This is a genomic window from Escherichia sp. E2748, assembly GCF_005781125.1.
In the GTDB taxonomy this organism is placed as follows: Bacteria; Pseudomonadota; Gammaproteobacteria; order Enterobacterales; family Enterobacteriaceae; genus Escherichia.
This window is the reverse complement of sequence record NZ_VATP01000021.1, coordinates 89240-110914: the sequence shown is the minus strand read 5'-3', so window position 1 is coordinate 110914 and position 21675 is coordinate 89240. Positions and strand designations below refer to the sequence as shown.

16 protein-coding genes are annotated in these 21675 nt (G+C 54.9%); 5 read left to right on the top strand and 11 right to left on the bottom strand.

The genetic code is table 11. The features are described 5' to 3' along the window. Window positions 1-105 precede the first annotated feature (105 nt). The 6 genes from cstA to entC form a co-directional block, all read right to left on the bottom strand. Window positions 106-2211 (bottom strand): pyruvate/proton symporter CstA, encoded by a 2106-nt coding sequence (gene cstA, locus FEK42_RS16990; protein ID WP_001043146.1) that lies wholly within the window; start codon window positions 2209-2211, stop codon window positions 106-108. A 180-nt stretch (window positions 2212-2391) separates the two neighbouring features. Beyond that, complete coding sequence (gene entH, locus FEK42_RS16985) at window positions 2392-2805, bottom strand: proofreading thioesterase EntH (RefSeq protein WP_135492601.1); 414 nt, start codon at window positions 2803-2805, stop codon at window positions 2392-2394. A 2-nt stretch (window positions 2806-2807) separates the two neighbouring features. After that, window positions 2808-3554: a 2,3-dihydro-2,3-dihydroxybenzoate dehydrogenase EntA gene (entA, locus tag FEK42_RS16980; protein ID WP_135406181.1), complete on the bottom strand. Its 747-nt coding sequence runs from the start codon at window positions 3552-3554 to the stop codon at window positions 2808-2810. Further along, complete coding sequence (entB, locus tag FEK42_RS16975; RefSeq protein WP_135492599.1) at window positions 3554-4411, bottom strand: enterobactin biosynthesis bifunctional isochorismatase/aryl carrier protein EntB; 858 nt, start codon at window positions 4409-4411, stop codon at window positions 3554-3556. Before entB ends, entA begins: the two co-directional genes overlap by 1 nt. Before the next feature lie 13 nt (window positions 4412-4424). Then, entirely contained in the window at window positions 4425-6035 is a 1611-nt protein-coding gene (gene entE / locus FEK42_RS16970) for a (2,3-dihydroxybenzoyl)adenylate synthase EntE (protein ID WP_138211901.1), read from the bottom strand. A gap of 9 nt (window positions 6036-6044) precedes the next feature. Continuing rightward, window positions 6045-7220 carry an isochorismate synthase EntC gene (gene entC, locus FEK42_RS16965; protein WP_130206433.1) on the bottom strand — a complete coding sequence of 392 codons (1176 nt, stop codon included), beginning with the start codon at window positions 7218-7220 and terminating at the stop codon, window positions 6045-6047. A gap of 188 nt (window positions 7221-7408) precedes the next feature. Between entC and fepB the strand changes: the two genes are divergently transcribed. Continuing rightward, on the top strand, window positions 7409-8365 hold the full coding sequence (gene fepB / locus FEK42_RS16960; RefSeq protein WP_130206431.1) for a Fe2+-enterobactin ABC transporter substrate-binding protein: 957 nt from the start codon (window positions 7409-7411) through the stop codon (window positions 8363-8365). 3 nt (window positions 8366-8368) lie between these two features. Here fepB and entS read toward each other — a convergent pair whose 3' ends face one another. Next, window positions 8369-9619, bottom strand: coding sequence for an enterobactin transporter EntS (entS, locus tag FEK42_RS16955; RefSeq protein WP_138211900.1), 1251 nt, complete (start codon window positions 9617-9619; stop codon window positions 8369-8371). Between the two features lie 110 nt (window positions 9620-9729). On the opposite strand from entS, the gene fepD reads away from it, so the two are divergent. The 3 genes from fepD to fepC are packed head-to-tail and all read left to right on the top strand — an operon-like array spanning window position 9730 to window position 12535. Next, on the top strand, window positions 9730-10734 hold the full coding sequence (fepD, locus tag FEK42_RS16950) for a Fe(3+)-siderophore ABC transporter permease (RefSeq protein WP_130206427.1): 1005 nt from the start codon (window positions 9730-9732) through the stop codon (window positions 10732-10734). Next, window positions 10731-11723 (top strand): iron-enterobactin ABC transporter permease, encoded by a 993-nt coding sequence (gene fepG / locus FEK42_RS16945; protein WP_135492598.1) that lies wholly within the window; start codon window positions 10731-10733, stop codon window positions 11721-11723. Before fepD ends, fepG begins: the two co-directional genes overlap by 4 nt. Further along, complete coding sequence (fepC, locus tag FEK42_RS16940) at window positions 11720-12535, top strand: iron-enterobactin ABC transporter ATP-binding protein (protein ID WP_000140646.1); 816 nt, start codon at window positions 11720-11722, stop codon at window positions 12533-12535. The genes fepG and fepC overlap by 4 nt, the downstream gene beginning before the upstream one ends. On the opposite strand, the gene wzz(fepE) is transcribed toward fepC, so the two are convergent. The 4 genes from wzz(fepE) to fes all read right to left on the bottom strand — a co-directional run bounded on the left by wzz(fepE) (window position 12532) and on the right by fes (window position 19183). After that, window positions 12532-13665 (bottom strand): LPS O-antigen length regulator Wzz(fepE), encoded by a 1134-nt coding sequence (gene wzz(fepE), locus FEK42_RS16935; protein WP_135492597.1) that lies wholly within the window; start codon window positions 13663-13665, stop codon window positions 12532-12534. The two genes, fepC and wzz(fepE), sit on opposite strands and share 4 nt — an antisense overlap. 216 nt (window positions 13666-13881) lie before the next feature. Continuing rightward, window positions 13882-17763, bottom strand: a complete 3882-nt coding sequence (gene entF / locus FEK42_RS16930) for an enterobactin non-ribosomal peptide synthetase EntF (protein WP_138211899.1) — start codon at window positions 17761-17763, stop codon at window positions 13882-13884. After that, window positions 17760-17978, bottom strand: a complete 219-nt coding sequence (gene ybdZ / locus FEK42_RS16925; protein WP_000885787.1) for an enterobactin biosynthesis protein YbdZ — start codon at window positions 17976-17978, stop codon at window positions 17760-17762. The genes entF and ybdZ overlap by 4 nt, the downstream gene beginning before the upstream one ends. A gap of 2 nt (window positions 17979-17980) precedes the next feature. Beyond that, window positions 17981-19183: an enterochelin esterase gene (gene fes / locus FEK42_RS16920; RefSeq protein WP_135492596.1), complete on the bottom strand. Its 1203-nt coding sequence runs from the start codon at window positions 19181-19183 to the stop codon at window positions 17981-17983. A gap of 242 nt (window positions 19184-19425) precedes the next feature. On the opposite strand from fes, the gene fepA reads away from it, so the two are divergent. Beyond that, window positions 19426-21666, top strand: a complete 2241-nt coding sequence (gene fepA / locus FEK42_RS16915) for a siderophore enterobactin receptor FepA (protein WP_130260257.1) — start codon at window positions 19426-19428, stop codon at window positions 21664-21666. The last annotated feature ends 9 nt before the right edge of the window (window positions 21667-21675 follow it).

Sequence of the window (21675 nt, the reverse complement as noted above, 5' to 3'; positions counted from 1 at the left end):
TCCGGTAATACAAATGCCCTCCTGAATTATGAGGGCTTAATTGCTATCAACACGCTCGGGCTGAGAGTAAGGGGAACGCTCGGCACATTCCCCCACACTCTGACTTTAGTGCGCGCCTTTCGCCTGCGCCACGATCTCCTCGACATTTTCCGGCATTGGCTCATACGGCGTTTCTTTCGCCGTTGGCTTCGGCTCTTTCAATGCCGCCAGTGCCGTCTTAATCGAGAACAGTGCCAGAACCACCACGACCACCATAAAGAAGATGGTTAACCCAGCATCCAGACGGTTGTTAAACACCAGTTGCGCCAGTTGTGACTCAGTATACTGCGACGGAATATTGCCGCTGTCGATCATTGCCTGGAACTTGTTAGCAATCGCCAGGAAGCCGACTTTCGCATCCGGGCTAAACGCTTTCTGCCAGCCTGCGGTCAGGGTACAAATCAGCAACCAGGCCGTTGGTACCAGCGCCACCCAGGCGTAACGTTGACGTTTCATTTTGAACAGCACTACGGCACAGAGCATCAGCGCCATCCCTGCCAGCATCTGGTTGGCTATACCAAACAGCGGCCACAGAGTGTTAATACCGCCCAGCGGATCGACCACCCCCTGATGGAGGAAGTAGCCCCACGCCAGTACGCACAGCGCCGTTGCCAGCAGGTTAGCAGGCAGTGAATCGGTCCGTTTCAGGCCCGGAGACACCACGCCCAGCAGATCCTGCAACATAAAGCGCGCAGCACGCGTACCTGCATCCACCGCCGTCAGAATAAACAGTGCTTCAAACAGAATGGCGAAGTGATACCAGAACGCCACATCCATCATGCCGCCCAGCGCGCCGTGCAGAATGTAGGCCATCCCCACCGCCAACGTCGGCGCACCGCCCGCACGGGAAATGATCGACTGTTCACCCACTTCGCTGGCAATCTGGTTGAGCGTATCCGGAGTAATCGCAAAACCCCAGCTACTCACTACCTGCGCGGCAGAAGCGACCACATCCGCCGTTCCTGCCGGAGCCAGCACCGCCATCGGGCTGTTCATGGCGAAGTACACACCTGGATCGATGATACAGGCAGAAACTAGCGCCATAATCGCCACGAAGGATTCCATTAACATTCCGCCGTAGCCGATAAAACACGCCTGCCCTTCGTTCGCCAGCATCTTCGGCGTGGTACCGGAAGAGATCAGCGCATGGAAGCCAGACACCGCGCCACAGGCGATGGTGATAAACAGGAACGGGAACAGGTTACCAGTCCATACCGGGCCAGTACCATCAACAAATTTAGTCAACGCAGGCATGGTCAGCGTCGGGCGCATAATCAAAATGCCCACCGCCAGACCGACGATAGTCCCGATTTTCAGGAAGGTAGAGAGGTAGTCACGCGGAGCCAGCAGCAACCACACCGGCAGCACCGCCGCCACAAAACCGTAACCCACCAGCATCCAGGTCAACTGCACGCCGGTAAAGTCAAAGTACGGCGCCCAGGTCGGGCTTTCTGCCACCCAGCCGCCAGAGATAATGGCGAAAATCAGGAACACCAGGCCAATCACCGACACTTCACCAATGCGACCGGGACGCAGATAGCGCAGGTAGATCCCCATAAACAGCGCCAGCGGAATGGTGAACGCAACGGTATACGTTCCCCACGGGCTATGGGTCAGGGCTTTCACCACGATCATCGCCAGCACCGCCAGGATAATGACCATGATCATAAAGCAGGCGACCAGCGCAATCACCCCAGCAGTTGGTCCCATCTCTTCTTTGACCAGTTCACCCAGCGAGCGACCGTCGCGGCGCGTGGAAACAAACAGCACCATAAAGTCCTGCACTGCACCGGCGAGAACCACCCCGGCAAGCAGCCAGATCATCCCTGGCAGGTAACCCATTTGCGCCGCCAGTACCGGCCCCACCAGCGGGCCAGCTCCGGCAATGGCCGCAAAATGGTGACCGAACAGCACTTTTTTATCTGTCGGTACATAGTCCAGCCCGTCGTTATGGCGCACCGCTGGCGTCATACGCGTCGGGTCAACCGCCAGCACATTTTTGGCGATATACAGGCCATAAAAACGGTAAGCGATCAGATAGATACAGACCGACGCCACCACAATCCATAGCGCGTTGATCTGTTCCCCACGATTTAAAGCAATGTATCCCAGAGCAAATGCTCCCATTACAGAGAGCACTGTCCAGACGAGGTATTTCCCTGATTTGTTCATAGTTGTTATCCGTGTGCGTGTCCATAGAGATGTTACATTTTGTTTCTATAACATCTCTGCGGAATTTAACAACACGATAACCAAACAAATAAGAGTTAAAACCAATAATTAACTTCACAATGTTAACTCGATCACTCCGTTAACCGAGTTTTCCAACAATCTCATTTAATTCTGTCGGGCTCATCCCAAAACTGCCGTACCCAGCCGACAAGTGCAGCAACGCCGCTCCTGTTCATCGAAAACGACGATTTCCCAACTCTGATTTTGCCGCCCAAGATGCAACGGCTGGCAGACGCCGCGTACCTTGCCTTCAGACACCGGGCGATGATGGGTGGCGTTAAGTTCCGTGCCCACCACACACTGTCCGTCGCGGGTCATCATAAATCCTGCCATCGATCCCAGCGTTTCCGCCAGCGCTGCCGACGCGCCGCCATGCAGCAGGCCAAACGGCTGATGAGTACGGGTATCAACCGGCATTTCGGCTTCCAGCACATCATCGCCCAGATGGGTATACACAATTCCCAGATGCGCCACCATTGTGTTATCGCTGGTGGCGTTCAGTTCGTCGAGCGTTAAATGGCGTTTCCAGATCATGCTTATGCCCCCAGCGTTGAGCCGCCATCTACCACGATATCCTGTAGGGTGATATGGCTGGCGAGATCGGAAGCGAGGAACAAAATCGTGTTGGCGATCTCTTGTGGACGGGCGATTTTCCCCAGCGGAATGCCGAGTTTAAACTGCTCGCCAAAGCCGCGAATACGCTGCTCTTCGGCGTCATCGCTCACCCACAGCGTGCGTTGCATATCGGTGTCGGTTGAACCCGGCGAAACCACATTACAGCGCACACCGCTACCCGCCAGTTCCAGTCCGACGCTCAACGCCAGGCTTTTCAGCGCCGCTTTCGACGCGCCATAAGCACTCATGCCAATACGCGGCGTGTGCGCAGCGTCGGACGCCACAGTGACAATCGCCCCGCCCCGTTGGCGACGAAACTGATTCATGGTCTGCTGGAACAGGTTAAACGCACCGCCGACATTGACCGCAAAAGTCTGCTGCCAGTCTTCCTTACTGAGCTGATCGGTCGCGCCCATGCGCAAAATTCCCGCCGCATTGACCAGCACGTCCAGTCGCTCCGTTTCAGCTAACAGTCGCTGACATACCTGCGCCACCTGCGCAGCATCGGCAACATCCATTACTTCGGTCGCAAAGGGATATTGCTCCTGAGCGAACGCTTGATCAAAACCTGTAACTTCCGCTCCCGCCTCAACAAATGCCAGCGCCGTGGCGTAGCCGATACCTTTCCCCGCGCCAGTTACCCAGACATTTTTACCGCTGAAATCCATTATTTCACCTCGCGGGAGAGTAGCTTCCACCAGGCGTCGATGGTCGGGTTTTTCGCCAGCATGACAAAGTCGATATCGCCATGCACTTTGCGCCAGCGCGCCGCCAGCGCCATCATCCGCACCGAATCCAGACCGTAGTCGATCAGGTTGTCGTCATCGAACGGCTCATCGGACTCGTCCAGCAACGGCAGGATCACCTCACGCAGCGCCGCTTTGCTGGCGGGGATAGGTGCTGGCAGTAATTCTTCGGTCATCACCACCCGGCCAGAACGTCCGGCCACATATTTCAGCGACATCAAATGCTCGTCACGGCTGAAATCGGCCAGTGCATCCGCCACCATAAACGGTTTAATATCGCGCATAAATGCGTCGGTTGCGGTGGTCATACAGCCAATGTGGGCATATACCCCGGTAATAATCAGCTGGTTACGCCCACTCTCTTTGAGCATTTGCTCCAGCGGAGAACGATGAAACGCGCTGTAGCGCCACTTCACCAGCACCGTGTCGTCGGCATCTGGCGTCAGGCGATCCACCACCTTTTGCTGTTCCGGCGAGCGGGTCAGGCCCGGCCCCCACATATCATTCAACAGCGCCCGATCTTCATCGCTCTGATCTTTCGGCTGGGCAGTGTAATAAACCGGAATATTGTGCTGTTTGCAGTAGTCGCGCAGCGCCGCAATATTGGCGATCACCTGCTCCATCATCGGGCAGTTCTCACCCCAGAAGCTGACAAAATAATCCTGCATATCATGGATTAACAACGCGGCACGTTGTGGTTCAAAGGCCCAGTCGACTTTATTCTGCGGAATATCGTGAGACTCCGGCAGCGCGTAAGCCTGTAATTTTGGAATAGCCATCGTGTTCTCTCCTTCAGGCTGAAGCGCGTGACGCCAGCCACTGACGTAATTGTTTTTTATCGACTTTCCCGACCGCCGTCAGCGGAAGTGAATCCACACACTCCACGCGATCCGGTAATTTAAATTCGGCAATACCCTGTTCGCGCAGGAAACGACGCACCTGCACCGCGCGCAGCGGCTCTTTTACCACCAGGTAAGCACAGCTTTTTTCGCCCATCAGCTCATCTTCCATACTGACCAGTGCGGCGTAGATCACCGCCGGATGGCGCAGTAACAGGTTTTCGATCTCTTCGGCAGCGATCTTCTCGCCGCCACGGTTGATCTGATCTTTCTCGCGCCCCTGCACGGTGATGTAACCCTCTGGATCAATAGAGATCAGATCGCCGGAACAGTAAAAACCGTTGGCATCAAAGGCGCTGGCATTGTGCTGTGGACTTTTGTAATAACCGCGGAAGGTATACGGCCCGCGCGTCATCAGGCGTCCAACTTCCCCTTGCGGCAGTGGATTTCCGTCAGCATCTGCAACCCACACTTCGTCATCCGGACACATTGGGTAACCCTGGGTATGGATAATTTTCTCCGCGCTATCATCAAGACGGGTGTAGTTCACCAGCCCTTCCGCCATGCCGAATACCTGCTGTAACTGGCAGCCAATCTCTGCGGGAATACGCGCCGCAAGCGTGGCAGAAAGACGTGCGCCACCAACCTGTAACAGTTTCAGCGAGGCAAGCTGCGCCCGGCTTTCGCCTTCAGCCAGTGCCTGCAACCACAGGCTGACTGCTGGCGGCACCAGCGCGGTGACGTTCACCTGATGTTTTTCAATCAATGGGAAGCAGAGCGTAGCGCTGGGGTCGGCCGCCAGAACGACAGTGCCGCCAGCGAGAAATACCCCCAGCGATCCTGGCGAACTCATGGCGTAGTTATGAGCCGCCGGGATCGCGCACAGGTAGCGCGTCTGTTGTGTGAACTGACAAATCTCGACGCTACGGCGCACGCTGTAGTAATAGTCGTTATGGGTACGCGGGATCAGTTTCGGTGTGCCGGTAGTGCCGCCGGAAAGCTGGAAATAGGCCACTTCATCAGCAGGTGATGGCGTGGCAGTAAAATCTTCTGCCGGATGGTTAATCGCATCCTGCAAGTTATGCTCACCGCTGTCGTTGTGCAGTTGCACCACGCGAATGGAGGAATGTTCTGTGACGAAAGTATTGAGGAAATCATCCCCGCTAAACAGCGCATGTTGGCGATCGGCAATCAGCAATGTGGGTTCAATCTGGCTGGCATAGGCGTTCAGTTCACTACGCTGATGGCTGAACAGCGCCAGCACCGGCGCAACGCCCAGTTTCAGCAGCGCGAAAAAGGTCATGTAAAGTTCAGCGACGTTACCCAGTTGTACCAGCGCGGTTTCACCAGGTTTAATGCCCTGACGGCGCAAACTACAGGCGAGGTTATCCGCCGCCTGATTCAGCTCCCGGTAACTCAACTGCCGCTCGCCGTCGATAACCGCGATGCTATCACTCGCGGCGTGGCGGGTCAGAATGTCGGTCAGCGGCAAATCCTGCCAGTAACCTTTTTCCCGATAGCGACGGGCAAACTCTTCCGGCCAGCGGGTGAATGGAATGCTCATCCTCGCTCCTTAATGCAATCCAAAAACGTTCAACATGGTAGAAAGTTTGACGCCTGTTTCGCGCCACTCACCCAACGGTGACGACGCAGGCACAATCCCCGCTCCGGCAAACAGACGCACCTGATTTTCCCGCAGCTTCGCGCAGCGGATAGTCACCACCCACTCGCCGTTACCTTCGCTGTCACACCAACCCACAATGCCGCCAAACAGCTCGCGGTCGAACGGCTCCAGATCAGCAATAACCTGGGTCGCGGCCTGATGCGGGAAACCACTCAGCGCGGGGGTCGGATGCAGCAGGCAGGCCAGAGTCAGTGCGTTTTCTTGCGAATTCGCTTTACCTTCAAAGGGAGTTGCGAGATGCCACAGCGTCGGCGTGGTGATCAATTGTGGAGAGGAGGGAACGTGTAACTCACTACTGCGTTCGCGCAGTACCTCTTTCATCGCCTGAGTCACTAGTTCATGTTCATGGCGATCTTTTTCTGACGCCAGCAGACGATTACCCGCTTCGCGATCGAGCACTTCATCCGGCTGACGACGCGCGGAACCGGCTAACGGAATAGAGCTAAAACGCTCGCCGTCTTTGCGCAGCAGCAGTTCCGGGCTGGCCCCGAGCAGAACGCCACCATCAGCCAACGGCACATGGAAGTTGTAACTAACCGGGTTTTGCGCAATCAACCGTTCCAGCAATACGCCGCTATCAATGGAGGCGTCGGTGGTGATATCAATCAACCGTGACAACACCACTTTGTCGACCTGCGGCGTGGCGGTAAGTGCGGCGGCGCGGGCAACCATTTGTTCAAACGTGGCTTGTTCCGGAATTGTCTGGCGTTCCACCACATTCAGCGACTGGCTGCGGGTGAAACGGCGTGCGGAAGCTTGTTTTTCCTGACGGGAGAACGACTGCCAGGATTCGGGAATATACAGCGATGAAGGCTGACGTGGATCGAAGGGAATCGCCCCGACCATTACCGGATTTTTGATGCCCTGCGCTTTGGCATCGGCAAACAGCGCGGCGAGTTTTTGCTGGAAGGGACTGTCGGGCGAATCCCCGTTCACAGCCGGTTCATCGAAGCGGGCGAAACATCCTGACGTCGTAAAACTGCGGTACGGCGACATAAAGAAAAAGCGATTGGGCGCAAGTGTTGCCATGGTCTGCTGTACTTCCTCAGCCAGTGACGTATCCATATCATCCTCCACAAAATGATAAAGGCTTTAATAATGATTATCATTTATATTTTCGGTCGCTAACCTAAAAGCAAACGCGCACTATGTCAACTCTTGAGGTAACGCAATCTGCAACTCGGGGTTGCATCTGGTTGTGGTTACAATGAAAATGAGAAGCATTAACTTCATTAATAACAGGACGCTGATTTGTGAGACTCGCCCCGCTCTACCGCACCGCTCTTCTACTAACAGGCTTTTTACTTTCAGGAATATCCGCAGTGCAGGCCGCCGACTGGCCGCGTCAGGTGACTGACAGCCGCGGCACTCATATGCTGGAAAGCCAGCCACAGCGCATCGTCTCAACCAGCGTCACGCTGACGGGTTCGTTGCTGGCGATTGATGCCCCAGTGATTGCCAGTGGTGCAACTACGCCAAATAACCGCGTCGCGGATGACCAGGGATTCTTGCGCCAGTGGAGCGAGGTGGCGAAAGAACGCAAACTGCAGCGCCTCTATATCGGGGAACCGAACGCCGAAGCCGTTGCCGCGCAAATGCCAGATCTGATTTTAATTAGCGCCACCGGCGGTGATTCGGCGCTGGCGCTGTACGATCAGCTTTCCACCATCGCGCCGACGTTAATCATCAATTACGACGACAAAAGCTGGCAGTCGCTGTTAACGCAGTTAGGCGAAATTACCGGGCATGAGAGACAAGCGGCAGAGCGGATTGCACAGTTTGATAAGCAACTGGCGGCGGCGAAAGCGCAGATCAAACTGCCGCCGCAGCCGGTTACCGCCATTGTTTATACTGCTGCCGCGCACAGTGCCAATCTCTGGACGCCGGAATCAGCACAAGGGCAGATGCTGGAACAACTCGGCTTTACGCTGGCGAAATTGCCCGCAGGGTTAAACGCCAGCCAAAGCCAGGGCAAACGCCATGACATCATTCAGCTTGGTGGGGAAAATCTGGCGGCAGGGTTAAATGGCGAGTCACTATTCCTGTTCGCTGGTGATCAGAAAGACGCCGATGCAATTTATGCCAATCCGCTGCTCGCGCACCTGCCTGCAGTACAAAACAAGCAGGTTTATGCGCTGGGAACCGAGACGTTCCGACTGGATTACTACAGCGCCATGCAAGTGCTGGAACGACTTAAGGCGCTGTTTTAAGTATTAGCTGTCAGACGCTGTCACCTGCGGCGGCGTCTGGCGAAAACGCCGCAACTTTACCAGCACCAGCAACAACAACACACCGATAATCAACAAAGCAAAACCGCTCGCGCTTGCGGAAGCCACCGGTGTCATCATCGCCCCCAGACCGCCCAGCAGCGCAGCGCCTATGGCATCGCCCGTCACGTTCTGTGCCGTCCACAAACCGTTAATCCGCCCTAACATCGCTTCCGGCGTCTGTGTTTGCAGCATTGTATATTGCAGCAACGAACTGACCGCGCTCAGCCAGCCGAACAGCGCCAGACAAACCACGCCTAAAATCCACATCGGCATCAGGCCAAACAGACCAATGGCGAGGAACGATCCCAGCGTGGAGAGCAGCATCAATAACCCTGGTCGCGCACTATGTGCCAGCTTCCCGCTGGTTAACGCACCAATAGCCGCGCCGAACGGGATCGCCGCATAGAGAAAACCAATCTGTGCCGCCGACATCTGCCAGTTGGTAGCCAGCGCCGGATACAGTACTCGCACCGCGCTCGCCATCGTCAATAAACCACCCAGCAGCGCAATGCCGCCCACCAGCGGGCTGGCGAGCAGAAAACGAAATCCTGCCAGTAATGATTTCAACGGATGCTCACGCGGCTGCGGTGGCGGTGGCAACGCCGGAAGGCTTAACAACGGTAGCAAGGTAATAAACGTGCCCGCCGCCGCCAGCCCATAGTTCCAGGCTACACCGCCAGTCGCCAGCAGTAAGCCGCCAATCATAGGCGAAATCACCGATCCCAGCCGCACGGTCAACATGGTGATCGCCCCGGCCTGCATTAAATTTTCACGCCCTACCAGTGCAGGTGTCGCCGCCAGTAGCGCCGTAACGCCAAGTGACGCGAAAAAGCCATCCCATAATCCGAGTAAATAGATTGCCAGCAAAGACGGCTCCGGCAGCAGCGCGTTCAGGCACAGTCCAATGAAGCCAATGCCACAGGTGCCGCGCGCCAGCAGAATCACTTTTTTGCGCTCATAGCGATCCGCCAGCACGCCGCCGACCATCAAACCGACAAACATCGCGCCGCCGGTCAGCGTCACCGAAAGCCCCACCTGCCAGGTAGAATGCGTCATCATCTGGATCTGCACCGGCACCGCGACGCCGAGCAAACCCAGAGAAACAATAGAGATAAAACGAGCGAGGAATACTGCGCGAAACGCCGGGTGCGTTTTCAACAGGCTGAGGTTAAGCAGCCAGGATTGTTTATTCATTACAATGCCTTGCCATCAAATATTTTAAATACCTATTCTTAGGCTGCACATGCTAACATATCCAAATAAGATCGATAACGATAATTAATTTCATTATCATGGAAGTTCGTATGTCTGGTTCTGTTGCCGTGACACGCGCCATTGCCGTGCCCGGATTGCTGTTATTACTGATTATCGCGACGGCATTAAGCCTGCTCATTGGGGCAAAATCACTCCCCGCTTCCGTCGTGCTGGAGGCCCTCTCCGGCACCTGTCAGAGCGCCGACTGCACCATCGTCCTCGACGCGCGACTGCCGCGTACCCTTGCCGGTTTACTGGCAGGCAGTGCGCTTGGGCTTGCCGGGGCGTTAATGCAAACCCTCACCCGAAATCCACTTGCCGATCCTGGTTTACTTGGCGTGAATGCCGGAGCCAGCTTTGCCATTGTGCTGGGTGCGGCGCTGTTTGGTTACTCATCCGCGCAGGAACAACTGGCGATGGCTTTCGCCGGGGCGCTGGTGGCCTCGTTGATTGTAGCCTTTACCGGCAGCCAGGGCGGCGGGCAGTTAAGTCCGGTGCGTTTAACCCTGGCGGGCGTGGCGCTGGCGGCGGTGCTGGAAGGGCTGACCAGCGGCATCGCCCTGCTTAATCCTGACGTCTACGATCAACTGCGTTTCTGGCAAGCCGGTTCGCTGGATATTCGTAATCTACACACTTTAAAAGTGGTGCTGATCCCGGTGCTGATCGCCGGAGCAACTGCGCTATTACTGAGTCGCGCGCTGAACAGTTTAAGCCTTGGCAGTGACACCGCGACGGCGCTGGGCAGTCGCGTGGCGCGCACACAGTTGATTGGTCTGCTGGCGATTACCGTGCTTTGTGGTAGTGCGACGGCGGTAGTTGGCCCGATTGCCTTTATTGGCCTGATGATGCCGCATATGGCGCGTTGGCTGGTAGGTGCCGATCATCGCTGGTCGCTGCCCGTCACGCTACTCGCTACCCCTGCCCTGCTGCTGTTTGCCGATATCATCGGGCGTGTGATTGTGCCCGGCGAGCTGCGCGTTTCCGTGGTCAGTGCCTTTATTGGCGCGCCAGTGCTGATCTTCCTCGTGCGACGTAAAACACGAGGTGGCGCATGATTTACGTCTCTCGCCGATTAATCATCACCTGCTTACTGCTGATTACCGCCTGCGTGGTGGCGAGTGTCTGGGGATTACGCAGCGGTGCCATCACGCTGGAAACCTCGCAGGTATTCGCCGCGCTGATGGGTGATGCGCCGCGCAGTATGACGATGGTGGTCACCGAATGGCGTTTACCACGCGTGCTGATGGCGTTGTTAATTGGCGCGGCGCTGGGCGTCAGCGGCGCGATTTTTCAGTCGTTGATGCGTAACCCACTCGGCAGCCCTGACGTAATGGGCTTTAACACCGGAGCGTGGAGCGGCGTGCTGGTGGCGATGGTGCTGTTTGGTCAGGACCTGACGGCTATCGCGCTGGCAGCAATGGCAGGGGGTATTGTCACGTCACTGCTGGTCTGGCTGCTTGCCTGGCGTAACGGCATCGACACCTTTCGGTTGATTATTATCGGCATCGGCGTCCGCGCCATGTTGGTGGCCTTTAATACCTGGCTGCTGCTGAAAGCGTCTTTAGAAACGGCGCTAACCGCAGGATTATGGAATGCCGGATCGCTCAACGGCCTGACGTGGGCAAAAACCTCGCCTTCCGCGCCCATCATTATATTGATGCTCATTGCCGCCGCCTTACTGGTACGGCGAATGCGCTTGCTGGAGATGGGCGATGACACCGCCTGCGCGCTGGGCGTCAGTGTCGAACGTTCGCGTCTGTTAATGATGCTGGTGGCGGTGGTGCTTACCGCTGCGGCAACGGCGCTTGCCGGGCCGATTTCCTTTATTGCTCTAGTCGCGCCGCACATTGCCCGACGCATTAGCGGCACCGCTCGCTGGGGGCTGACCCAGGCGGCGCTGTGCGGAGCGCTGTTACTGCTGGCGGCCGATCTCTGCGCTCAGCAACTGTTTATGCCGTATCAACTTCCGGTTGGTGTCGTTACCGTCAGCCTCGGCGGTATTTACCTTATCGTCTTGTTAATTCAGGAGTCTCGCAAAAAATGACCGAATCAGTAGCCCGTTTGCGCGGCGAACAGTTAACCCTCGGATATGGCAAATATACCGTTGCGGAAAATTTGACTGTAGAAATTCCTGATGGTCACTTCACGGCAATTATCGGGCCAAATGGCTGCGGTAAATCCACGTTACTGCGTACCCTAAGCCGCCTGATGACACCTGCTCACGGGCATGTCTGGCTGGATGGCGAGCACATTCAACATTACGCCAGTAAAGAAGTTGCACGCCGGATTGGTCTACTGGCGCAAAATGCTACCACGCCGGGAGATATCACCGTGCAGGAGCTGGTAGCACGCGGGCGTTACCCGCATCAACCGCTGTTTACTCGCTGGCGGAAAGAAGATGAAGAAGCGGTAACAAAAGCGATGCAGGCCACGGGAATTACCCATCTGGCGGATCAAAGCGTGGACACCCTCTCCGGCGGACAACGCCAGCGAGCGTGGATCGCGATGGTGCTGGCCCAGGAAACGGCGATTATGCTGCTTGATGAACCAACGACCTGGCTGGATATCAGTCATCAAATTGATTTGTTGGAACTGCTAAGCGAACTGAACCGTGAGAAAGGCTATACCCTGGCGGCAGTGCTGCACGATCTTAATCAGGCCTGTCGTTACGCCAGCCATTTGATTGCATTGCGGGAAGGGAAAATTGTTGCTCAGGGAGCGCCGAAGGAGATTGTCACTGCTGAATTGATCGAGCGCATTTATGGTCTGCGCTGCATGATTATTGACGATCCAGTTGCCGGAACGCCGCTTGTGGTGCCGCTCGGACGAACGGCACCTTCAACCGCGAAGATTTAAACTAAGTGGTCTGCCATCATGGCATCCTGTTTTCTGGATGCCATCGCATGGCGCAACAGCACGCCACCACAAGCCACCATACCGCCGATCAACGCGGAAAGGATCACAATAATCGCTTTGCCCGGACCGTCTTTTTTCACCGGCAACGTCGGACGCAACTGATATTTAAACGGCGTAAAATCAACATCGTTGACATTTGCTTTTGTTAATTGTTCTACAAGATACTGACGATTACGTAATTCACCATTCAGTTCCGCAACATCGGTGACCGCTTTTTCAATTTCCAGTTTGCGTTCAATACCGTCTGCGCCGAGAGAAATAGAAAAATCAGGGTCATCTTTTACTGCCTGACCATTACTGTAAACAGGTTTTTTAATGCCTGCTGCATTAGCAATATCGAGTGAATAATTGAGCCGCTGAATGTTTGCATCAAGTTGGTTTTTCGTTTTAATGCGATCCTGCGCCAGCTTTTCTTTTTCAAACTGGGTTTTGATTTCCAGTTTATTACGGACGTTTTCTATCGACTCTTTCACCACCAACGCAGAGATATAATCGATATACCCGGCCAACACTTTCTGTGCCTCTTCACTGGTTGGCGCGGTAAAACTTAGCGTCCAAGAGGTATACAATGACGGTTCATCTTTTTTCTTACTGGCATTGTCATCCACCGCTTTCATTTTTTCGCTCAATGCGACAATTGCGCGATGCAAATCTAGTTCGTCGATTTTCGCCTCTTTCAATTGGTTCATCACATAAGGTGATGAACGCAAGTACTCTTCCAGCAAGCTAACAGACTGAAACTTTTTGATAAACAGGTTAAATGCTTCTGTACGATCAATTTTGATATCCAGATCCAGTACCCGAAGGTTAGTAAATGTTTTCTCCAGATCTTGCCATTGCACAGGTTCTGCCGGCGTTATAACCGCCGCACTGGTCCATTTTTGCGGTAGGATAAATGACACCAGCAACCCGATACAGGCAAAGGCAAAAACGACAGCCATGATCTGTTTTTTTGCGTGCCATAAAACTTCGATAAGATTAAGTAAATCAATTTCATTATTACCGGCTGGCGCCAGATGATAATCGGGAAAATGCGAGTCGCTTTCCTGCTTAATATTCAGTGTTGACATACGGTATAACCTGAAAATGAGTCCAATGAGGGTAAATTTCCACGGCGCACACTTTACCAGTTGGTGAGAATTATCCGAAGCTGAACTTTGTAAATTCCACGCAGCAAACGCAATGTTTGGCGCATTTTCAGACAAACCACTCAGTAAATATTAATACGATAAATAACAAAATCCATAATTATTTATCGTAATTATGGATTTGCATTTAAGATAAAGTTATTTATTTAGCGCGGCACGAATAATTGGTCCAATTTTTTCAAATGCGATTGGAGAAATAATATCCACATGCGCGCAATCCTGGCGATAAATATCCAGCTCAGCTATCCACGGCGACCAGGCGTGTTCGGGACTCATACCTTCCTGAAGTGTACGCTCCGCAACAAACAGCGTAGCTTTGCCATCAAACGGTTCACTATGGGCGGTGGTTAATAGCCGCACTGCATCGGCATAATTGCCTTCAATGGTGGTAAACAACTCTGTCGACGCCGTTCCCTGCTGGGCTGCCAGAAAGGCCTCGCGCTCGCGGTTAATCTCCGCCAGCACTTCCGAGTCCAGACCATTGGCTTCTTTTTCCTGCCAGTTTTGCGTTTCTGGCGGCCAGGTATCCAGCAAGCCAAGAAATGCCACCTGTTCGCCACGGGCACGCAGCCGCGCCGCAATGCCCTGCGCCAGCGTACCGCCCAGCGAATACCCCAGCAGGTAATAAGGACCGTGCGGTTGTTGCTCAAGTAACGTTGCCAGATGCGCTTCGCAGACTTCATCCAGATTTGCCGCCGTCTGCATGGGGCCATAAGGGCGCGGCGACTGAATACCGATAATCGACCACTGTGGATCGAGATAACGCGAGAGCACGCTAAACTGCCAGGCAAAACCGGACGCCGGATGGAAACAAAACAGCGTCGGGCCATTACCTTCACGCAACGGCAGAATGGTTTCGAATCCCATACGCCAGGAGCTGTCTTCTTCACCATCAATAATCGTTGCGAGTTTGGCGACGGTTGACGCGACCATCACCTGCCCCGGCGTCACCTGGCGAGCAAACTGCCGACTTAACTGCGCTGCCAGTTTCATTGCCAGTAGTGAATGACCGCCAAGCGCAAAGAAATCAGCATCGGCATCCTGCACGTCACAACCCAGCAACGACGCGAATGCCGCGGCGATAATCGTTTCACTGCCCGCTTTCGGCGCACGCCCCGGCGCTTGTGCCTTCAGTTCAGGCAACGGTAAGGCTTTGCGATCCAGTTTGCCATTGGCGCTAAGTGGTAACTGTGGAAGTTGCAGCAGAACCACGGGCACCATATGCGGTGGCAATGTTTCGCGAAGCTGCGCCTGCAATGCGCTGGTATCCAGCGGCAGGCCCGATTGCGACACCAGATACCCCACCAACTGCCGCGCATCACCACCAGTAGCTGCCGCCTGGTTAATTACACAGGCATGAGTAACAGCCTGTTCGACATCCGGCAGCGCCTGCATCACGCGATCGATTTCGCCCAGTTCGATACGCTGACCGCGAATTTTTAGCTGATCGTCACTGCGCCCGAGGTACTCCACCGCGCCGTTATCCAGCCAGCGGGCAACGTCTCCAGTACGGTACATCCGTTCACCAGGGGCAAAAGGATCGGCAATAAAGCGGCTAGCGGTCAGATCGGGTCGTCCAAGATACCCCTGCGCCAGTTGAATGCCGGTGAGATAGAGATCTCCCGCCACACCCGGCGGCACCGGATGCATCATCGCATCGAGAATGCGCAGGCCCGTGTTCCACACCGGATAACCAATCGGCACGCTGCTGCCGCGCACCTGTGCCAGTTCTTCGCCAAAAGCCGGATACCAGCTGACATCTACCGCCGCTTCCGTCGGGCCATATAGATTATGCAACGGCGCGCCGGTTAACTGTTGCCATTCGCGGCATAAATCAGCCGGTAAGGCCTCACCACTACAGAAAACCTGTTTCAACGTCGCGCAATTCTGGCGAGCGGTTTGCGGAGTCAGCGATGCAACAAATGCCGCCAGCATCGACGGCACAAAGTGCGTGGTCGTTACGCCATATTCGGCAAAGAATTGCTGCATAGCGAGCGGGTCGCGGTGCGCTTCCGGTTCAGCCATCACCAGTTTCGCCCCGGCAATAAACGGCCAGAAAAACTCCCACACCGAGACATCAAAACTGCACGGCGTTTTTTGGGCAACGACATCTTCGCCTGTAAGCGGGTAGTGGTTTTGCATCCAAAGCAGACGGTTAACGATAGCCGTCTGCCCGACCATTACCCCTTTTGGCCTGCCAGTGGAACCGGAGGTGAAGATGATATAAGCCGTGTGGTGCGGTTGTGAAAGTTGCAGCGGCGCACTGCTCTGTGCGGTAAGCGGGGCGTTATAGCAAAGGCTGGTTAAATCTGGAACATCAGCAAAGCGCGGCAGTTGAGCGTCGGTGGTGATTAACAGCGACGGACGCGCATCTTCCAGCATCATTTTCAGGCGATCGTCCGGATAGCCGGTATCCAGCGGTAACCAGGCCGCACCTGCTTCAACAATCGCATGTAGCGCCAGGGTCAAAAAGACCGAGCGCGGTAATGCCACCGCCACGCTGTCGCCTGGTTTAACGCCGCGCTTACGCAGCAGATTCGCCAGCGCCACCACCTGCTCGCGCATTTCCCGATAGCTAAACTGGTAACGCGCATCAACCAGCGCCGGAGCATCCGGTGTTTTTGCCGCTTGTTCTGCCACCAGCGCGCTCAGCGTGGTTTCTGGAATCTCAACCTGAGTGGCGTTGATCTGCGCCAGCTGCGCATACTCACCTTGCAGCATAATATCGACATCGCCGCACAACAGCGCTGGATCCGCGGCGAACTGGGCGATCAGCATTTTTAGGCGTTCAGCATGCTGGATTAACGTTGGCTCATCGTAACGCTGTTTATTGGCGAGGATCTCAATACTCAAATCACCGTGTTCATCCGGGAACAGCGCCAGTTCAAGGTCATTAACCGGACCGGTTGCCAGGGTATGGGTTTGCGCCTGAACACCAGGAATATCCAGTTGATAATCAAATACCTTGATATTGAGTACCGGACCGAACAACGGTTCCTCTCCTGCCGCTCGCCCGCTGTCACGGACAATTTGTTCGGCATCGTAACGTTGATGGCGACGCATTTTTTTCAGTTGAGCCGCCAGTCGGGTTGCCAGTTGCGGCAATGTTTCTTGCGCCGTAATGTGAATACCCAACGGCAAAACGTTGAGCACGGGTCCGGTAGCCGTCAGCGCCGCCGACCCCAGTCGACGCATAAAGATAAATCCGGCGGCGTAGTCCATGCGGTTGCACAATCGCCCCAGCCACAAAGCCGCCAGCGCAAGAGCTAAATCGGTACGCTGCACACCTGAAAGTTGCGTAGCCAGCTGGCGGAATTCCCCGTCGGTAAATACCAGTTTCAGGCGTAAAATATCTGCCGAAGCGCTGCGCCCCGGTAAAGGTGCCGGAGAAAGTGACGCGGGCGGCGGCACTTGACGACGCTGTTCCGCCCAGAATGCCGCATCACGCTGCCAGGCCTCGCTTTCACGGTATTGCTGGTACTCTTCCACCACATCAGCGAAAGGCGTAAACGGCGAAGCAGGCGTTGGTTCGCCACGCAGCCATGCGCGGTAAATGTTGGCGATCTGGCGGGTAATGGCCGGGAAACTGAAGCCATCGACCAGCAAATGGTGATAACGCTGATACCAGTACCAGCGGTTATCCGCCACCTGTATCAGCTGATGAAAGACCAGTGGTTTACCGCTATCGACGCGCAGATTTTGTTGCAAATCTGCCTGCATTAATGCCTGCGCAGTACCGTGCGGATCAATGTTGGTTCTCAGGTCGATAATTTCTGGCAGTTCGAATGTCAGCGCATCATCGACCCACTGCCAGACTTCGCCGTTATCTTCCGTAAAACGCATCCGCAGCGTATCAGCTTGCGCTAATCCGGCAACCACCGCGCGGGCCAGTAATGGCGCATCAACCTCTCCGGTTAACTCAACGTAATGCGCCACGCTCCAGGCGGAGGGTAAATCCGACAGTTTTTCTGCCATCCAGATGCCGGGCTGTGCGGCGACCAAAGGTAAATGCTGGCTCATTGCGCCTCCTGCAACTGGGTGAAATTCGCCGGTGTCAGAGTACGCCAGTGGGCTTCCAGCCACTGCTGGCAGGACGCCTGTGACTGCGGCTGACACACAACGTCCCAGCCTGCTGGTAACGCGCATTGTTGCGGCCACAGACTGAATTGCCCCTGCGCATTGCGCAAAATGTAAAACGCTCCCTGTGGATCATCGAAGGGATTACTGAATGCCATATTCAACTCCTGTCATGGAAAAGCGGTTGCCAGAGGTCGATTAGCCCCTGCATCAAGCCGCCGCGCCAACAAAGCGCATCATGTCCGCCGTCAACCTGACGCCAGAAAATGGATTCTTTTATGGGGTGTAATTGCGCATACAGCGCCTGATTGGCCCGCATGATCATCGGCTCGCGAATACCCGCTTCCAGCACAATGCGCAGACCTTCGGCGCTAACTTCACCAGCTTTTAGCTGTTCAAGTAACACGCCCTCTTGCTGCCCGCCCCGATGCGGCCACCAGAACGATCCTGACTGGCTTAATACACAACCAAAGCGTTCAGGCCAGTGCAGTCCGGCATACAGCGCGGAAAGCCCACCAAAACTCTGTCCGGCGACCACGGTGCAATCGGCACGATCGCTAAAAGGGGCAATAGCTTTCACCAGGGGTAATAACTCTTGCTGTACTGCCAGCCAGAAATCAGCATTACACGGCAGTTCGTGGGCGCGGTGCGTGGTGTCGATAGCGTCGATCAACACATACACGGCGGGAGGAAGTTGCTGACGATGGGTCAGCGAAGTCAGCGCAGGCCAGACGGGCATACTCTGCGCCCAAAATTCGCCATCAAGCAAAACTGCCAGCGGGCGTTCTCCTGCTGTGACATCTCCGGTGGTAAAAATCCATACACGGCGTGAATTTTTCAACCGTTCACTTTTCCAGATAATTTCTTTAGCAGGCGTTTCTGGCGCTTGCGGACAATCCCAACCTGGTTGCAGGGGCGCTTGCGGCATTTCGAGTGCAGAAACAGTGTGCCCTCGCCCGCCTTTCCAGCTTTGTGGATTCAGCGGATCGGCTATCGCCAGGGGGAGTAATTTTTGCCATCCCTCGCGTAACTCGAGGCGATCAGGGGATGGTGCAGAAAAAATGTCATCGCGTTCGCTGGGAATAAAACAGTAGCTGCCGCGCCAGTTGGCATTGAGTTGTGTCGTCCACTGCCAGACATCGGTACCTGCAATTCGCTGCATCGACTGGGGGCGGCTATTTTGATGGTGATCGGTGACGCCAGTGATGTAGACCCATACGCGCTTTATTGTCGAGTAGTCTTCAGAACCTTGTGGATCACGCCACCAGAAAGTGACCTCAAACATTTCGTCATTAAGACGCTGCCATTCAGGGCCATGTTTCGATTGCCACCAGCTATCACTTCCCACCTTTAACGCCGCCACATCATAACCTTATGTTTATTGTTAATTTTTTCATTGATCGCAGAAATATATTGATAATATTATTGATAACTATTTGCATTTGCAATAGCGTAATGGCGCGCCGTGGGAAGCGCGGACATTTATTAACCAACTGCACTGCGTGTCTTTCAGGATCAAAGGTTTTCGCGGTAGCGGGATACGTCGTGTTGATGACGACCATGCCCGACAGTTGCAATTCGTGGCAAAAATGCAGGAATAAAACAATGAACAAGAAGATTCATTCCCTGGCCTTGTTGGTCAATCTGGGGATTTATGGGGTAGCACAGGCACAAGAGCCAACCGATACTCCTGTTTCACATGACGATACCATTGTCGTTACCGCCGCCGAGCAGAACTTGCAGGCGCCTGGCGTTTCTACCATCACCGCAGATGAAATCCGCAAAAACCCCGTTGCCCGCGATGTGTCGGAAATCATCCGTACCATGCCAGGCGTTAACCTGACCGGCAACTCCACCAGTGGTCAGCGTGGTAATAACCGCCAGATTGATATTCGCGGCATGGGGCCGGAAAACACGCTGATTTTGATTGACGGCAAGCCGGTCAGCAGCCGCAACTCGGTGCGTCAGGGCTGGCGTGGCGAGCGCGATACCCGTGGTGATACTTCCTGGGTGCCGCCTGAAATGATTGAACGTATTGAAGTTCTGCGTGGTCCGGCAGCTGCGCGTTATGGCAACGGCGCGGCGGGCGGCGTAGTTAACATCATTACCAAAAAAGGCAGCGGCGAGTGGCACGGCTCATGGGATGCTTATTTCAACGCCCCAGAACATAAAGAGGAAGGTGCCACCAAACGAACCAACTTCAGCCTGACCGGTCCGCTGGGAGATGAATTCAGCTTCCGTCTATATGGCAACCTCGACAAAACCCAGGCCGACGCGTGGGATATTAACCAGGGGCATCAGTCCGCGCGTGCCGGTACATATGCGGATACGCTGCCCGCCGGGCGCGAAGGGGTGATCAACAAGGATATTAATGGCGTAGTTCGCTGGGACTTCGCGCCTCTGCAATCACTCGAACTGGAAGCAGGCTACAGCCGCCAGGGCAACCTGTATGCGGGCGACACCCAGAACACCAACTCCGATTCCTATACCCGCTCGAAATATGGTGATGAAACCAACCGCTTGTATCGCCAGAACTACTCACTGACCTGGAACGGCGGCTGGGATAACGGCGTGACCACCAGCAACTGGGTACAGTACGAACACACGCGTAACTCGCGTATCCCGGAAGGTCTGGCGGGCGGCACCGAAGGGAAATTTAACGAAAAAGCGACACAGGATTTCGTCGATATCGATCTTGATGACGTGATGCTGCACAGCGAAGTTAACCTGCCGATTGATTTCCTTGTTAACCAGACGCTGACGCTGGGTACGGAGTGGAATCAGCAGCGGATGAAGGACTTGAGTTCCAACACCCAGGCGCTGACCGGAACGAATACCGGTGGTGCTATTGATGGCGTGAGCGCCACCGACCGTAGCCCATATTCAAAAGCAGAAATTTTCTCGTTGTTTGCCGAAAACAACATGGAGCTGACTGACAGCACCATCGTAACGCCAGGGCTGCGTTTCGATCATCACAGCATTGTTGGCGATAACTGGAGTCCGGCGCTGAACATATCGCAAGGTTTAGGCGATGACTTCACGCTGAAAATGGGCATTGCCCGCGCCTATAAAGCGCCGAGCCTGTACCAGACCAACCCGAACTACATTCTCTACAGTAAAGGTCAGGGCTGTTACGCCAGCGCGGGCGGCTGCTATCTGCAGGGGAACGATGACCTGAAAGCGGAAACCAGTATCAACAAAGAGATTGGTCTGGAGTTCAAACGCGACGGCTGGCTGGCGGGCGTCACCTGGTTCCGTAACGATTATCGCAATAAGATTGAAGCGGGCTATGTGGCTGTAGGGCAAAATGCGGCTGGCACCGATCTCTACCAGTGGGATAACGTGCCGAAAGCGGTGGTTGAAGGTCTGGAAGGATCGTTAAACGTACCGGTTAGCGAAACGGTGATGTGGACCAATAACATCACTTATATGCTGAAGAGTGAAAACAAAACCACGGGCGACCGTTTGTCGATCATCCCGGAATATACGTTGAACTCAACGCTGAGCTGGCAGGCACGGGAAGATTTGTCGATGCAAACGACCTTCACCTGGTACGGCAAGCAGCAACCGAAGAAGTACAACTATAAAGGTCAGCCAGCGGTTGGCCCGGAAACCAAAGAAATCAGTCCGTACAGCATTGTTGGCTTGAGCGCGACCTGGGATGTGACGAAGAATGTCAGTCTGACCGGCGGCGTGGACAACCTGTTCGACAAGCGTTTGTGGCGTGCGGGTAATGCCCAGACCACAGGCGATCTGGCAGGCGCCAACTATATCGCAGGTGCCGGGGCGTATACCTATAACGAGCCGGGACGTACGTGGTACATGAGCGTTAATACTCACTTCTGATGCTAACGT